The sequence below is a fragment of the Mesorhizobium sp. M0954 genome (assembly GCF_040319155.1).
GTDB lineage: Bacteria > Pseudomonadota > Alphaproteobacteria > Rhizobiales > Rhizobiaceae > Mesorhizobium.
This window is the reverse complement of sequence record NZ_JAMYNR010000034.1, coordinates 14,919-29,704: the sequence shown is the minus strand read 5'-3', so window position 1 is coordinate 29,704 and position 14,786 is coordinate 14,919. Positions and strand designations below refer to the sequence as shown.

The window sequence follows — 14,786 nt, the reverse complement described above, 5'->3', positions numbered from 1 at the left end:
TATTCGTCGTCACGTGGCTCTTGCGCCTCTCAGGTTTGGTGGCGGTATTGTAGCTGCTGCCCTGACCATGCGGTCAAAGATGCTGCTCTTGCGCACGTTCTCGCCAATAGTCGTCCTGACCTTCGTCGTGATAGGCGGGGATCGGGAAGTCCCACCAGCCTGGGACGAAAGCGCCTGCCGCATCGCGCGCCGTCGGCACTTCGACGAGCGCTGGGCCGCCGCAGGAAAATGCAGCTTCGAGGGCCGGCTTCAGCTTGTCGGCGCTCTCGACGCGCCAGGAGTCGATGCCGAAGCTCTTGGCAATTTCAGCGAATTGCGGCGAGTAGGCGCCGCCATTGCCCATATTGAATTCGCTGGCGACATGGCGGCCGAGGATCTTGCGCTGTCCGCCGCGGATCGACATGTAGCCGGAATTGTTTTGTACGACGATGACGATCGGGATGTTGTGCATCGCTGCCACCGCCATCTCTTGCATCGACATCATGAAGTCGCCGTCACCGAGGATGACGCAGACCTTTTGGTCCGGGCAGGCGAGCTTGGCGCCGAGGGCAGCAGGCAGCGCCCAACCCATCGAGGAGTAGCTGCCGGAGGTGATGTGCGTGCGTGGCTCGTAAACCGGATAGGTCTGTTTGACGACGCCTTGCGTGTTGCCTGAGCCGACCAGAAGAATGTCCTCGCGACCCATGATTTCGCGAAGTTCCTTCAGCGGACGCTGCGTCGTGAAAGGGAACTGGTTGCTGTCGCGACGTACGGCGAGCTGCGTTTCCCAATCGGCCTTCTCACGAGCGACCGCATTGTGGAATGCTTCCCGCCGGGCAAGCGTCTTCTTTGACTGCTCGGACGAAATGGCATCGATGATATCGGCAAGCGCCATCTTGGCGTCGGCGACAAGCCCGACCGCAGTCGGGTAATTCTTGCCGATCTCCTGATGGTCGATGTCGATGTGGACAAGCTTCGCCGGCGGGATCGAGAAACTGACGCCTTTGCGCCAGCTGGACGCGGACCAATCGGTGAAGCGGCAGCCGACGGAAACAACGAGGTCCGCCCCGGCAGCGATATTGTTGCCGGCCGAAGTTCCCGTCTGGCCTACCGCTCCTGCGAAAAGCACATGATCTTCCGGGAAGGCACTCTTGCCGTTCCAGGTCGTGACAACCACGGCGCCGGTCTTTTCGGCCAACTTCCTCACTTCCGGTGCTGCTTCCGCCGTGATGGCACCGCCGCCAACCACGATCACCGGACGCTCTGCCGCAAGCAACGCCGCGGCGGCGGCCTCGACTGCCCGCTGGTCAGGTCGGGCGCGGCCCATCGCCATCCTGAGATCTAGGTCGTGGATGTCCACCTCGGCTGCCTGCGACTGGATATCCATCGGCACTTCGACATGCACCGGACCCGGACGACCGCTGAGCATGGCGTTGAAGGCGCGATGCATGATGAAGGGCAATTCATCGACGCGACCAGCTTCGAAAGATCGTTTGACGGCGCCGCTGGCGATCTGCGGGAAGAAATTGGTGCGGTGGCGATCGAGCTCCTGCATGACCCCGTGGCCGCGCATATGCGTCGCCGGCCCGCCGGTGAAGAGCGGCACCGCCGTCGAGTCGGCGTAGGCTGTCGCCAGGCCGATGATGGTGTTAGCGGCACCGGGTCCAATCGAAGTCATCGCCGCCATCGGCTTGCCCGAGGCGCGCCAGTATCCATCGGCCATGTGGACGGCGCATTGCTCATGCATCACCTGGATGACCGGGATTTCGCTGCCCTTCTGCAGGAAGGCATCGAGCATCGCCCAGCATCCATGCCCCGGGATGGCTGCCACGTATTTGATGCCGTACTTCTTCAATGCGGTCGCGATGACCTGGCCGCCAGTAAGCTTCATGTCTGCAGAACTCCCCTCGTCAGCGGTCGGCCGTCGCACGTCTTCGTGCGCCGGCATGCATTTGCTCCGCTCTTTTCTGGCTTGCCTCCGGTATGCACGACCACTCCTCTGGGAGGTCGGTCCGGATCGGCTGATTGTCCTGCGATATGACTTCGCCGACAGCCAACTCGCAATTTCTCAATGATGTCTAATGTGACGCAAGCTGAAGCTGCCAGTGCGTAAAATGCTGTCAGCTTATGCTGCCGCCCGTTCTGCGATGGCGCCGGGCTTGCGAAGCGAAACCAAATCGGCCGTTGAAATTTCGGCGCCAGACCCTCTGCCCGCTGTTGGATCGACGGCTCGACCATTGCCGCTGACAGGGCAATGCCAGCCAGTGACGCAGGCATTGCGTCAGATCGCGCTGATCGAAGGGCGTCTGCGAAATTGCTGAAGCCCGCCCTTTCTGTCCTTTTGATCGTCAGTCGATGTGACATGGCGACAGCGGTCGCAGGACGGCATCGCCCTACGGTCGCGATGGGTGGAGGAACGATATGAGTGTTCATCGGGGCACCGGCCTGCTGCAGCATCGATCTCTGAATTTCGCGGACGATTTCGTCGCCGCCGATTTCTTCGAAAATGGCGCCGGCCTGCACGTCGAAAGCAGCATCGTCGTCAACCTGTCGAGCGACCGGCTGATCATCGACGATGCGATCAAGACTTCAATTGCGCCGTGGCGCTCGGCTATGCTGTCGAAAGCGACGATCGAACAGAGCGGCCGGATCGCTGTCCTGAAAGTTTGCAAGACAGTCGACCTGGGCGGCGTCATGTTCCGCGGCTGGGACTGGCTCGGCAACCGCATCCGGTCTTTCCCGCGCCAGACCCCGCTCTTCATCTCGCCGCAGGACACGATCGGCGAAGTCGAGCTCGACCCGCTGTTCTTTACAGGCGAGGTCGCCGTGGAACGGCAAATGCAGCGCTTCGTGCTCAAACTGAACCTCTGGTGGTCACCTGCTGAAACCGACTGCTTCATTCACGACAAACCATCCCTTCCTGGAGATCCACACGCAGATATTCGGAACCGGCCGCATGCAGAAATTCCGGCAGAACGACCAGGCGACGCTTTATCAAGATGTCCTCATGGCGCCGGGCTTTACCCATGAGGCGTTTTGCCGGGTCAGCGGAACGAACCAGTGGAAATATCCATGGCATCGCTATTTCGCCGACACCGATGCGGTTTGGTTGGCCATAGAACTGCACCCGATCGGCTGAGTTGATCGTTGCGTGGTGAGCGACTGTGGGCGGTTTTTGCCGTAAGCTCGAACCGTCCAGTCAATGGTAGAAAATGTCCAACCGCGTCAGATCGTTCACTGACTCGGCAATGGCCCGCAGGATCGCCCCGCGCCTCCCCGACGCTCTGGCGGCGGCCCCTTTTGTAAGATCCGACGCACGGCCCGCCCCATGTTTGTCAACAAGGCGACGAGCAAAGTCGTGAACCCTGGCCAGATATCGCCACCTTTGAGATACGCATTCGGCGAGTGCGCCGAAGTCAAAATGCTGCAATGTCAAGCTGTGCAGTGCTCTTATTTGCATTTTCGATCTCCATCGATGGAATTTTCAGAATTGACCTGAAGTCTTCTTGCGCTTGCGGAAACATTCCTGCCTTTGTGATTTTTATCTGGCGGCTTTTATTGTTTTGGAGTAGGCGCCCGCGAGCGGGCTCGATCTAGGAGCGTTTCTGCCGATTCCGGTAGACATCAATGGTCACGGCCGTGACGATGATCAGGCCCTTGACGATTTCCTGGTAGTAGGCGTCGACCCGCAGAAACGTGAAGCCTGACGACATCACGCCCAGGATCACCACGCCGATTACGGTGCCCCCTATCCGGCCCACCCCGCCGGCAAGCGACGTTCCGCCGATCACGGCTGCGGCAATCGCATCGAGCTCATACATGTATCCCATGCCGGACTGAGCCGTCTGCGCGCGCGCCGCGGTGACGATGCCGGCGAGACCGGCAAGCATTCCGGCGATCGCGTAGACCTTAACCAGATGCCTTTCGACATCTATGCCGGAGACCCGCGCTGCCTGGACGTTCGCGCCGATGGCATAGGTGTACATGCCGTAGCGGGTGTAGCGAAGCGCAACATGGAAGATTATGGCGACGACTATGAAGACGAACACCGGCCATGCAGCCGAGCCAATGGCGGTGAATTGATCGGTCAGCCCCGAAATGGGCTGGCCTTTTGTATACCATTTCGAAATGCCCCGAGCTGAAACCATCATGCCGAGCGTTGCGATGAACGGCGGGATCCGGGCATAGGCGACAAAAACACCGTTGGTTATCCCTGCAATCAAACCGACCAGGACACCAACGCCGATCGGGACGATGGCCGGCAGATCGGTCAACGAAGGATAAAGCGCTTTCGACCATTCCGCGGATTGGGCAAACCCAGCCGCCAGCATCGCACTTGCCGCCACGACGGACCCCGAAGAAAGGTCGATGCCGCCGGTGATGATGACCTGCGTCACGCCGATTGCGATAATCCCGACCACGGACACCTGGAGGATGGTGATCGTGAGGCGCTGCGGATTCCAGACGAAACTCTGCCCGATCAACAGCCAGCCGCACACCTCGCAGAGGACAACGATCCCCACCAGGACCAGGAAGATATTGAGCTCCTGAGGTTTTCGCCAACCGCCAAGGCCGCCACGGTACTCAGGCATGGCGGCGGCTGTTGTGTCTTTTCCCATCGTACAGTTCCTCTTTCCTCGCCTACTTCGAAGCGAGTTCCATTATTTTGACCTGCGTCGCCTCATCGCGGTACAGAACGCCGGTGATCTTGCCTTCATGCATCACCATGATGCGGTCACTCATTCCGAGGATCTCCGGCATCTCCGAGGAAATCAGAATGACGCCGGCGCCCGCGCTGGCGAGCGCTGAGACCAGAGCGTGGATCTCGGCCTTGGCGGCAACGTCGATGCCGCGTGTCGGCTCGTCGAGGATGAGGATGCCCGGTCTGGTCAAAAGCCAGCGTCCGATCAGCACCTTCTGCTGGTTGCCGCCGGAGAGATTTTCGACCGTGGTGTGGATACCTGAGCTTTTGACGCGCAACGTCCTGCTCATCTCGCGGCATGCCGCGGCAATCGCCTTGCCGTGCACGAAACCGGCATTGACGAATTGGCTTTGAAGAGCGGCAATCTGCATGTTCTCGAGAATGTCCAGGACGAGAAAACAGCCGCTTTGTTTTCTGTCTTCTGTCAGGAAGGCCATTCCGTTGGCGATCGCATCGCGTGGCGATCTCAGATCGACGCGTTGCCCCCTTATCCGTATCTCGCCGCTGGTGGCGGGTGTCACCCCGAAGATGGTTTCGGCAACATTGGACCGCCCCGACCCAATCAGACCGGCGAGGCCCAATATCTCGCCCGCCCGCAGATCGAAAGAGACGCCCGAGAAGACGCCGCGCAAAGTCAGGTCCCGAACCGAAAGCAAGACATCATCGGTCGGCACGTTCTCTTTCGGAAACAGCGTCGAGATGTCTCTGCCGACCATCATGTGGATGATCTCGTCCCGGCTGGTGGCTGCTGCCGCATGGGTGCCGATATATTTGCCGTCACGAAAAACGGAGATCTCGTCCGATATTTCGAAGATCTCGTGCATCTTGTGCGAGATGTAGACGATGCCGATGCCCTGCTTTCTCAAATCCCCGATTATCTCGAAGAGATGGGCCGACTCGCGCTCTGTCAGTGCCGAGGTGGGCTCATCCATGATCAGGACACGCGAGCGATAGGAAACCGCCTTGGCGATTTCCACCATCTGCCTGCTGGCAATCGACAGATGGCGAACTTCCGCCTCCGGATCCAGGCTGATCTTCAGCTCCGCGAGAAGATCGCGCGATAGGCGATTCATGCGCCGATGATCGACGATCCCAAATCGATTGCGTGGCTCTCGGCCGATCCAGATGTTCTCCGCGACCGTCATCGAGGGCATCAGGTTCAATTCCTGATGGATCATCCCGACACCCTGTGTCAGCGCGTCGAGCGGGGTCTTGAACTGGGCGGAAATGCCGTCGAGGAAGATTTCTCCTGCATCGGGTTGGTATATCCCCGCCAGGATTTTCATCAGCGTGGATTTGCCGGCGCCGTTCTCGCCCATCAGCGCATGGACGGTACCCCGCCTGAGTTGAAAGCTCACGTCGTCGAGAGCCACCACGCCCGGAAACGACTTGCTGATTCCGGTCACGCTCAGCAGGCAGGGCTGACGCTTGTCCTCAAGACCAGGTGGGATTGGCGTAGCGGCGACTGTGGTCTGCATCGAAGTCGTCCCAAATCCAGATCGAACGGAACAGTCCGCGCGCCGATCAATGACCGGCGCGCGATGCTGGCGGTCAGTTCCTTTTCAGGTACTTGTCCATATTGTCCTTGGTGACGAGTTCGAGCGTGGTGAAGACCTTCTTGTCGGTCTTCTCGCCTCGGGCCAGCTTCAGAACCGTGTCGAGCGCGCCTTTTCCCTGGCTGATCGCGTCCTGGAAAACGGTCACCTTGAGGTCGCCTGACTTCATGGCTGTCAAGGCGTCCTGCGTTGCATCGATGCCGGCAACGACGTAGTCGCCGGTTGATCCGCCACTTGCCTTGATGGCCTGAAGCGCACCCAGCGCCATCTCGTCGTTGTTTGCGATGACGGCATTGAAGTTGAGACCCGCCGACAGCCAGTTTGTGGTCAGGTCGAGCGCCTGCGTGCGTGACCAGGTGGCCGTCTGCTCTTCGACGATCTCGATGCCCTTGCAGTCATCGGACTTGAAGACCTCGTGCACCGCCTCGGTGCGGCCACGCGCAACCAGGGTTCCGAGTTCGCCCATCAGAATGACGGCTTTGCCCTTGCCGCCCAGCAGGCGACACACCTCTTTCGCCTCCAGGCTGCCTGCCTGGATCTGGTCAGAGCCGACGAAAGCCTGCTTCTCCGGCAGCTGATCGACGTTGGAAGGCTGATTGTTGGCGAAGACCAGGGGAATTCCGGCCTTGTCGGCGGTCTTGGACATTGCGACGCCGGCATCGGCCTCTACCGGGATCACGATCATGCCGTCGACCTTGGCGGCAATGAAGTTTTCGATCTGGCTTTGCTGCCGGGCGATATCGCCCTGCGCATCCTCGATCAGCAACGTCACGTTCCCAAGGTCTTTGGCGTGCGCCTCCAGGCCACTGCGAAGAATCGCGAGAAAATTGTCGTCGAACCGCTGCATGCTGAAGCCGATTGTTTCGGCCTGAGCAGGGACGCCGAGCAACGTTAGACATGCGGCGGCCAGCAAAAACTTTTTCATGTTCCGTCTCCGTCGGTTTTTTGATGATGGAAAGCTTTGTATTGCCGACTTCGCCCCGGTACCCGTCGGACTAGCGGCAGCATCACAAGAAAACGATCGTGCAAGTTTCAGGCGTGGCGTTGCCCCAAGCGAGACGTGTTCAGCGCCGTTAAGCCTGCTGCGAAGCTCTTCGGCTTGCTACAGTTGGTAAAACGATACACCTGCTTTTTTTCACCTGTCAACTCCCATTTGACGTGTTTGCCTTCATCAGAGTCGAGCTATCTCGCCAAAACCCGGGATATCGACGACATGATAGGCGACGTCGCCAGATCGGCGATCGATTGACAGGGAGAATTTTTAGTGTACCGTTTTACCAACTTGCTCGACCGCACAACGGCGGAGCTGGACTCGCGACCATCGAGGTTTTGTTCTCCTGCGGGAGTTGTAGAATGAGGGTCTCTGGGACCTTGGGAGATTTGAACGACATGCCGCCGAAAAGTGGATCGCCCACAGATGCCGCGGACCGCGCCACCATTCAGGACGTCGCGAAAGCGGCGAGCGTATCCGTGAGCAGCGTCTCGAACTACATGAACAATCGATTCCACCGGCTCGGGACGGAGACCAGGACGCGCATTGCGACGGCAATTGCTGAGCTTGATTTCCGACCGAACCAGGCAGCGCGCCAATTAAAGACCGGTAAGGCCCGTGTAATCGCCCTTGTCGTGCCGAGCATCGTTAATCCCTTCAACGGGCAGATGGTGTTCTCGATCGAGCAGGCCGCAGTGAAGGCGGGTTACCGGGTTCACCTGTGCAACACCATGCGCGATCCGAAGCTCGAGAAGGAGTTTCTCGACAATCTGGCCGCCGTAGGCGTTGCGGACCTCATCACGATCGCGCCCCTGAACACCAGGCGGGGTTATTACTCGGCCTGGAGCGACCTCTCGATCGTGGCCGTGGACGCCAACAGGCTCGATTTGAAGCTTGCTCGGCTCGATACGGTCAATCTCGATCACGAGGCTGCAATCGGGATTGCCGTGGAACATCTGTTTGCTCTCGGTCATCGGCGGATTGCGTATGTCACGGATCCCCTCATCACCCACAGCCGGGTGATGAGGTTGTCCGGCTTCAAGAAAGCGATGAGAGATCACGAGCTCGATGACAGCCAGGCAGTGGTGCTCGAGCGTCACCAGAGCGCACTTGATGTCGCAGACGCCCAGATGGTCGAGGTCGGTCGCGATGCCGCTTCCGATGTGGCGGCGCTGTCGCCCAGGCCCACAGCCATTATCGCGTTCAACGACATGATCGCGCTGGGGTTGCTTGCGACTTTCCGTTCCGCCGGCATTGCCGTTCCAAAGGACATGTCGATTATTGGCGTGGACGATGCCTGGATCAGCCAGCTCTCATTTCCCGCACTGACGACCATACGTCAGCCTATCGAGGCGATGGCCAGCGCAGCCGTCGAGCGTGTTCTCAAACCGAATGCGGCGCCGGCCAACGCCGGCTCCGACACGGTCTTCCTGCCCGAACTCGTCATTCGAGACACATGTGCGCCGCCACAGGAAGATGCCGCCACGCGTGTCGGCAAACGACACTTGGAATAGCAGTCCCAAACAGCGCCCTTCTTCCAACAACCCCAGAATATCCGGCCGGATGCATCCGCGCCGGCACGAAAGAGGCTTGCCTTATGGATACCCACGCCACCGAGATCAAACCCAGCGCAAATCATATCAGGATGGCGTGCGACACCGGTGGTACTTTCACCGACCTCGTCGTTGAAGATGGCAACGAGATCAGGCTGTTCAAAGCGTCGACGACACCTGACGACCCGGTGCGCGGCGTGCTCGATGCCTTGGATCTCGCAGCTAGGCACTATCGACTAGGCCTCGGGGATTTCCTCAGCCGCGGCGCCATGTTCGTGCACGGCACCACCCGGGCCATCAATGCGATCATCACCGGCAAGACGGCGAAAACAGCCTTCATCACGACCAAAGGTCATCGCGATATCCTGGTCATGCGCGAGGGCGGGCGTATTGAACCGTTCAACTTCACGGTCGCCTACCCTGAGCCCTATGTGCCTCGGCGATATACGTTCGAAGTCAATGAGCGCGTCGATGCGCGCGGCAACATCGTCGAGGATTTGAACGAAGCCGACTTCATCACGACAATCAAAAAACTGGAGGCTCTGAAAATTGAAGCGGTTGGCGTTTGCCTTCTGTGGTCTGTCGTCAACTCGGCTCACGAGCGACGTATCGGAGACCTGCTGAAGGAGCATCTGCCTGACGTTCCATACACGCTCTCGCACCAGCTCAATCCAACCCTGCGCGAATATCGCCGAGCTTCCGCGACCGTCATCGATGCATCGCTGAAGCCGCTGATGTTCAAGTATCTCGATGGCTTGACCAACCGGCTGCAGGACGCCGGTTTCAACGGCCGGACACTGATGGTTACCTCAAGTGGCGGCATCATGGATGCCTCGGCAGTTGCACGCGCTCCAATCCACTCGATCAATTCTGGACCGGCGATGGCGCCCGTCGCCGGCCGCTACTACGCAGAGCGCGATTTTGGCAACGCCATCGCGATTGTCGCGGACACGGGTGGAACAACCTTTGACGTCAGCCTGGTGCGTGACGGGCGCATCCCCTGGAGCCGCGAAACATGGATTGGCCAGCGCACGCGCGGCCATATGACCGGCTTTCCATCTGTCGATATCAAGAGCATCGGCGCCGGAGGTGGCTCGATCGCATGGGTCGACAATGGCGGAATTCTGCAGGTCGGTCCGCAGAGCGCGGGCTCGACGCCGGGGCCGGTCGCTTACGGCCGCAGAGGAACCGAGCCCACCGTCACGGACTGCGCCTTGATCCTGGGCTATATCGACCCGGACTTCTTCCTGGGCGGCGCCATGGTCCTCGACCGGGAGGGCGCGACCCGGCAATTGCGTCTGAAAGTCGCCGAACCGCTCGGCATCAAGGTTGAGGAAGCCGCTGCCGCTGTATTGAGGCTTTCAACCGAAAAGATGGTCGGAGCGATCGAGGAGATCACGGTCAATCAGGGTATCGATCCCACCTCGGCCGTCATGATCGGCGGCGGCGGTGCCGCCGGACTTAATGCGGTCGCAGTTGCCAGGCGCCTTCAATGCGCTGGTGTCCTCATCCCCGAAGCAGGTGCGGTCATGAGCGCGGCCGGGGCCTTGATGTCGGAGCTTTCGTCGGACTATGCGCAACTGCAATTTACGACCAGCGACAGATTTGCGGGCGACAAGATCAACGAGGTTCTGGCAGAGCTGAGGAAGCGATGCCTTGAGTTCGCGGAAGGGCCCGGCGCCGGGGCTCTCGACTACCACATCGAGTATTCCGTAGAGGCGCGGTATCCGCATCAGATCTGGGAAATCGACGTTCCTCTCCCGCTTGATCAGGTGAAGAGCGACGGCGATTTGAAGCAGGTCTCGGATGCCTTCCATGACACCCACCAGCGTATTTTCGAGATCAGCGATCGCAATTCCAATGTCGAATTCGTGACATGGCGCGCCAAGGTCAGATGCAGACTGACCGATCGGGCCGCCGGCACGATCCCCCCCGAAGGCGATTTTGCCGGTGGTCGCGCAAGGCGACCGGTCTACTTCTCCGAACTCGGCTGGAGCGACGTCTCGGTTCATCGCTACGAAGCCATGCAGCCGGGCGAACCAGTTGCCGGCCCCGCCATCATCGAATCATCGTTCACGACCGTCGTGGTCGATCCGGGCACAGTCGCAGAACGCACGGCCAGCGGTGGCCTGCGTGTGACATTCTAAGGAGGCGCTTTCCCATGTCTGAGCAAATTTTGAAGAAGGCGCCGGACGGCGTTCAGATGGCGATGATTTCCAGCCGCATGGAAACCATCGCCCGCAAGATGCAGAACACTCTTTTCCGAACCGCCCGCTCCGGGATCCTCAACACGGCCCATGATTTCTCGTGTGTCGTTCTGACCGCCGACTGCAAGCTGCTGGCGGCGGCGGAGAGCTTGCCGAACCACACGCTCATCGGCCCTGATTTGATGTGCCAGGCGGTGCTCAAGCACCATCCGGTGCTCAAGCGCGGCGACTGCTTCCTCCACAACAGCCCGTATGAGGGAAACTCGCACGCGGCCGACCACTGCATGATCGTCCCGGTCATCGACGATGAGGGCATCCTGCGCTTCTTCGTCCTGGCCAAGGCACATCAGGCGGACTGCGGCAATTCCCGTCCATCCAGCTATCTCGCTGACGTCAAGGATTTGTACGAAGAGGGCGCGCTGATCTTTTCGGCGACGAAGATTCAGGAAGACTACGAGACCAACCACGACATCGTGCGCATGTGCCAGGCCCGTATCCGGGTCCCGGACCAATGGTGGGGTGATTTCCTTGCGAGCCTTGGATCCGTCCGCATCGGCGAGCGCGAACTGCTCAACCTTGGCCGCGAGATCGGCTGGCACATGCTTGAGGGCTACGCCGCCCGCTGGTTCGACTATTCCGAACAAAAGATGATCGAGGCAATCAGGAGGTTGTCTTCGGGACGTGTCGTCCTGGAGTCCGCTCACGACCCCTTCCCCGGCATCCCGCACGGCATTCCCGTCAAGGTGGACGTTGAAGTCGATACGGCCCAGGCCAGGATCATCGTCGATCTGCGCGACAATCCCGATTGCCAGCCCTGCGGCCTCAATCTCACGGAGGCAACCGCCAAGAGCGCGGCGATGATCGGGATTTTCAACGGCATACTCGATCATCATGTTACCGCCAATGCGGGCAGCTTTCGACGCATTGAGATTCGGGTTCGCGAAAATTGTTGTGTCGGCATACCGAGGCATCCGGCCTCGTGCTCGGTGGCGACCACCAATCTCGCCGACCACGTCACCAATCCGGTGCAGCGGGCGATCGCCGAGCTTTCGGCTGGCTTCGGGCAAGCAACGACCGGCCCGATCCAACCGCCAGGAATGGGCGTCATCTCCGGGCGCGATCCCTACAACAATGACGAGCCCTTCATCAATCAGGTCCATATCGGCATCAGTGGTGGCGCCGGCACGCCGGTCACCGACGGCTTCCTCACCATGATCCATGCCGGCAATGCGGGGATGTGCCATATCGACAGCGTTGAAGTCGACGAGCTCCATCATCCAATCATCATCCAGGATCGCCATATCCTCGGCGACACCGAGGGGGCAGGCACGTTTCGCGGCGCGCCGTCGGTCTATAGCGAGTACGGCCCGTGGGGCGGAAACTCCCTGACCGTCCTCTACACCGCCGATGGTACCATCACGCCTGCCGCAGGCGCCCGCGGCGGTGGCGCCGGCGGTGTGTCCAGGGCGGCAATGCGCAAGGCTGATGGTTCGGTCGTCGATCTTCCCCCCTGCTACGGGGTCACTCTGCAGCCGGGTGAGCGCATGGTCTCTCACTCCGCAGGCGGCGGTGGATATGGCTCGCCCCGGGAACGCGATGCGGCGCGGGTGCTACACGATCTCGCCGAAGGGTGGATCAGCGTGCAGCGCGCACGAGACATCTACGGAGTAGCCGTCAAGGGGTCTCCCGAAGACGACAATCTTGAATTGGACATCGTCCAAACACGCATCCTGCGCGCCGGCCGGAGCGAACTGGCGGTGGCCGTTTAGCCCGGATTTTTTTGTCAGGCTGCCCGACAGCGGGCACGATTCAGATCAAGGAGAACTACGATGACAGACGTCGATTGGTCCGCTGGCGCGGCCTACATTGATGGTGAATTCATGCCTCTCAAGGATGCCAAGCTCGGCATCACCGAGTGGGGTTACCGCCGGTCCGACGTTACCTATGATGTCGCGGGCGTCTACTACGGCGCATTCTTCCGGCTTGACGATCATGTCAAACGCTTTCGCACCTCGATGACGAAGTTGCGGATGAACCCGAAGGAAAGCGACGAAGAGATCAAGAATATTCTCGCCGAACTGGTGCGGCGCACCGGCTTGCGCGAGGCCTATGTGGCGATGGACTGTGTCCGCTCCCGCCCGCCGCGCGGCGTGCCCCTTCATCCCATAAACGGCCGCAGCTATTTGATTTGCCATGTCATGCCTTGGGTGTGGGTGTTCACCCCAGAGCAGCAGGAACGCGGCGTGCACGCAATGATCGCGTCGCCCCAACGGATTGCGCCGGAATCAGTCGACCCGACGATCAAGAATTTCCACTGGGGCGACCTGACACGCGGGAATTTCGAGGCGCACGATCAAGGCGCCGAGACCTGCATTTTACTGGATCGCGATGGAAACGTGACGGAAGGACCGGGCTTCAATGTCTTCGCCGTCATCGATGGCAAGGTCATCACGCCGAAACACGGTGCGCTCGAAGGCATCACTCGAAGAACAGTCCTGGAACTCTGCGACGAATTTGGAATTCGCTGTGAGGTCCGGGATATCTCGCGTAGCGAATTCGAAGCTGCCGACGAAATCTTTTTCTCGACAACCGCCGGCGGCATCATGCCGGTGAGCCGCCTGGGAAAAAGGATCCTGGGGAACGACCGGCCGGGTCCGATTTCCGCGCGGCTGAGAACAGCCTTTTGGGACAAGCGGAAGGACGGCTGGCACGCGACGCCAGTGTCTTACGCTTCCTAATCGAAATGCAGATGCGATGGCTTTTCGACCTCAACGGTAAGGTTGCCCTGATTACGGGCTCGGGCCAGGGCATTGGCCTGGCGCTTGCCCGTGGTCTGGCCGAGTGTGGTGCCCTGGTTGTCCTGAACGGTCGCCGTGAACAGCTGTTGAAGGAAGCCGCCACCGATCTGGTCAAAAAAGGTCTGTCGGTAGAGGTCGCAGCCTTCGACGTCACAGACGCCCTGTCGGCGCAACGAGGGGTCGAGTGGGTTGAGACCTCGATCGGTCCGATCGACATTCTTATCAACAATGCCGGTATGCAGCATCGATCAGCATTGGAGAATTTTCCGGAATACAAGTGGGACGATCTTCTTCGAACCAATCTTTCCAGCATTTTCTATATGAGCAAAGCCGTGGCCAAAGGCATGATTAGCCGCGGCCGCGGGAAGATCATCAACATCGGCTCTGTTCAGAGCGAATTGGCTCGTCCGGGCATCGCGCCCTACACGGCGACAAAAGGGGCGGTTAGAAATCTAACCAGAGGCATGTGTGCGGATTGGGCAAAGCATGGTTTGCAGGTCAATGCCATCGCGCCAGGCTATTTCAAGACGCCGCTCAACGAGGCACTCGTTCGGGACCGCGAGTTCTCCACGTGGCTGGAAGGGCGCACGCCGGCCGGTCGATGGGGTAATGTTGAAGAACTCATCGGGGCTGCAGTGTTTCTTGCCAGCGACGCCTCTTCATTCGTCAACGGCCACACGCTCTATGTGGACGGCGGCATCACAGTGACGGTGTGAACGCCTGGCGCTGCCCCAGCGAGAGCATGTTTTTTCCTTCGCTTCTCCATCATCCATGTGGACGCGGATTCCCATGCAGGAAACACTCTCGACGGAACTCAGTGTGCTATCCGTCGTGAGGGTCATTGTTATCACATGAGGCTGCTCTGGCGGCCTACAGCCGCGACGTTCAAAGCGGGCGTGTCGCAGCGACAGCAAGCACTTTCCAGGCTCCAGCGACGACGACTGGCGATCAATCAATCCCCTTGCCTATCATGCCATTGCCAAGGCAGAAAATTCACTCT

At 59.8% G+C, this 14,786-nt stretch carries 10 protein-coding genes; 6 read left to right on the top strand and 4 right to left on the bottom strand.

Annotated elements, in window-relative coordinates:
- Positions 1-73: 73 nt before the first annotated feature.
- Positions 74-1,927 (bottom strand): thiamine pyrophosphate-binding protein, encoded by a 1,854-nt coding sequence (locus tag NKH93_RS29430; RefSeq protein ID WP_352718713.1) that lies wholly within the window; start codon positions 1,925-1,927, stop codon positions 74-76.
- A 473-nt stretch (positions 1,928-2,400) separates the two neighbouring features.
- Here NKH93_RS29430 and NKH93_RS29425 point away from each other — a divergent pair, with 473 nt between their 5' ends.
- Positions 2,401-3,009 (top strand): hypothetical protein, encoded by a 609-nt coding sequence (locus tag NKH93_RS29425; RefSeq protein WP_352974401.1) that lies wholly within the window; start codon positions 2,401-2,403, stop codon positions 3,007-3,009.
- Between the two features lie 563 nt (positions 3,010-3,572).
- Here the strand turns inward: NKH93_RS29425 and NKH93_RS29420 are convergent.
- The 3 genes from NKH93_RS29420 to NKH93_RS29410 all read right to left on the bottom strand — a co-directional run bounded on the left by NKH93_RS29420 (position 3,573) and on the right by NKH93_RS29410 (position 7,162).
- On the bottom strand, positions 3,573-4,571 hold the full coding sequence (locus NKH93_RS29420; RefSeq protein WP_352974498.1) for an ABC transporter permease: 999 nt from the start codon (positions 4,569-4,571) through the stop codon (positions 3,573-3,575).
- Positions 4,572-4,620: 49 nt separating this feature from the next.
- The gene (locus NKH93_RS29415) at positions 4,621-6,159 is read right to left on the bottom strand and encodes a sugar ABC transporter ATP-binding protein (protein ID WP_352974399.1); all 1,539 of its coding nucleotides are present in this window, start codon (positions 6,157-6,159) and stop codon (positions 4,621-4,623) included.
- Between the two features lie 73 nt (positions 6,160-6,232).
- Positions 6,233-7,162, bottom strand: a complete 930-nt coding sequence (locus tag NKH93_RS29410; RefSeq protein WP_352901159.1) for a sugar ABC transporter substrate-binding protein — start codon at positions 7,160-7,162, stop codon at positions 6,233-6,235.
- 464 nt (positions 7,163-7,626) lie between these two features.
- Here NKH93_RS29410 and NKH93_RS29405 point away from each other — a divergent pair, with 464 nt between their 5' ends.
- From NKH93_RS29405 to NKH93_RS29385, 5 genes are all read left to right on the top strand, one after another.
- Positions 7,627-8,742 (top strand): LacI family DNA-binding transcriptional regulator, encoded by a 1,116-nt coding sequence (locus tag NKH93_RS29405; protein WP_352824800.1) that lies wholly within the window; start codon positions 7,627-7,629, stop codon positions 8,740-8,742.
- A gap of 83 nt (positions 8,743-8,825) precedes the next feature.
- The gene (locus NKH93_RS29400; RefSeq protein ID WP_352718720.1) at positions 8,826-10,928 is read left to right on the top strand and encodes a hydantoinase/oxoprolinase family protein; all 2,103 of its coding nucleotides are present in this window, start codon (positions 8,826-8,828) and stop codon (positions 10,926-10,928) included.
- 14 nt (positions 10,929-10,942) lie between these two features.
- The gene (locus NKH93_RS29395; protein WP_352974392.1) at positions 10,943-12,757 is read left to right on the top strand and encodes a hydantoinase B/oxoprolinase family protein; all 1,815 of its coding nucleotides are present in this window, start codon (positions 10,943-10,945) and stop codon (positions 12,755-12,757) included.
- 60 nt (positions 12,758-12,817) lie between these two features.
- Positions 12,818-13,726, top strand: coding sequence for an aminotransferase class IV (locus NKH93_RS29390; protein WP_352974389.1), 909 nt, complete (start codon positions 12,818-12,820; stop codon positions 13,724-13,726).
- Positions 13,727-13,737: 11 nt separating this feature from the next.
- The gene (locus tag NKH93_RS29385) at positions 13,738-14,502 is read left to right on the top strand and encodes an SDR family oxidoreductase (RefSeq protein ID WP_352974385.1); all 765 of its coding nucleotides are present in this window, start codon (positions 13,738-13,740) and stop codon (positions 14,500-14,502) included.
- Positions 14,503-14,786: the final 284 nt, after the last annotated feature.

Coding starts and splice junctions, on each gene's coding strand:
- NKH93_RS29430 (WP_352718713.1), bottom strand. CDS start 1,927: ATGCCGGCGCACGAAGACGTGCGACGGCCGACCGCTGACGAGGGGAGT.
- NKH93_RS29425 (WP_352974401.1), top strand. CDS start 2,401: ATGAGTGTTCATCGGGGCACCGGCCTGCTGCAGCATCGATCTCTGAAT.
- NKH93_RS29420 (WP_352974498.1), bottom strand. CDS start 4,571: ATGCCTGAGTACCGTGGCGGCCTTGGCGGTTGGCGAAAACCTCAGGAG.
- NKH93_RS29415 (WP_352974399.1), bottom strand. CDS start 6,159: ATGCAGACCACAGTCGCCGCTACGCCAATCCCACCTGGTCTTGAGGAC.
- NKH93_RS29410 (WP_352901159.1), bottom strand. CDS start 7,162: ATGAAAAAGTTTTTGCTGGCCGCCGCATGTCTAACGTTGCTCGGCGTC.
- NKH93_RS29405 (WP_352824800.1), top strand. CDS start 7,627: ATGCCGCCGAAAAGTGGATCGCCCACAGATGCCGCGGACCGCGCCACC.
- NKH93_RS29400 (WP_352718720.1), top strand. CDS start 8,826: ATGGATACCCACGCCACCGAGATCAAACCCAGCGCAAATCATATCAGG.
- NKH93_RS29395 (WP_352974392.1), top strand. CDS start 10,943: ATGTCTGAGCAAATTTTGAAGAAGGCGCCGGACGGCGTTCAGATGGCG.
- NKH93_RS29390 (WP_352974389.1), top strand. CDS start 12,818: ATGACAGACGTCGATTGGTCCGCTGGCGCGGCCTACATTGATGGTGAA.
- NKH93_RS29385 (WP_352974385.1), top strand. CDS start 13,738: ATGCGATGGCTTTTCGACCTCAACGGTAAGGTTGCCCTGATTACGGGC.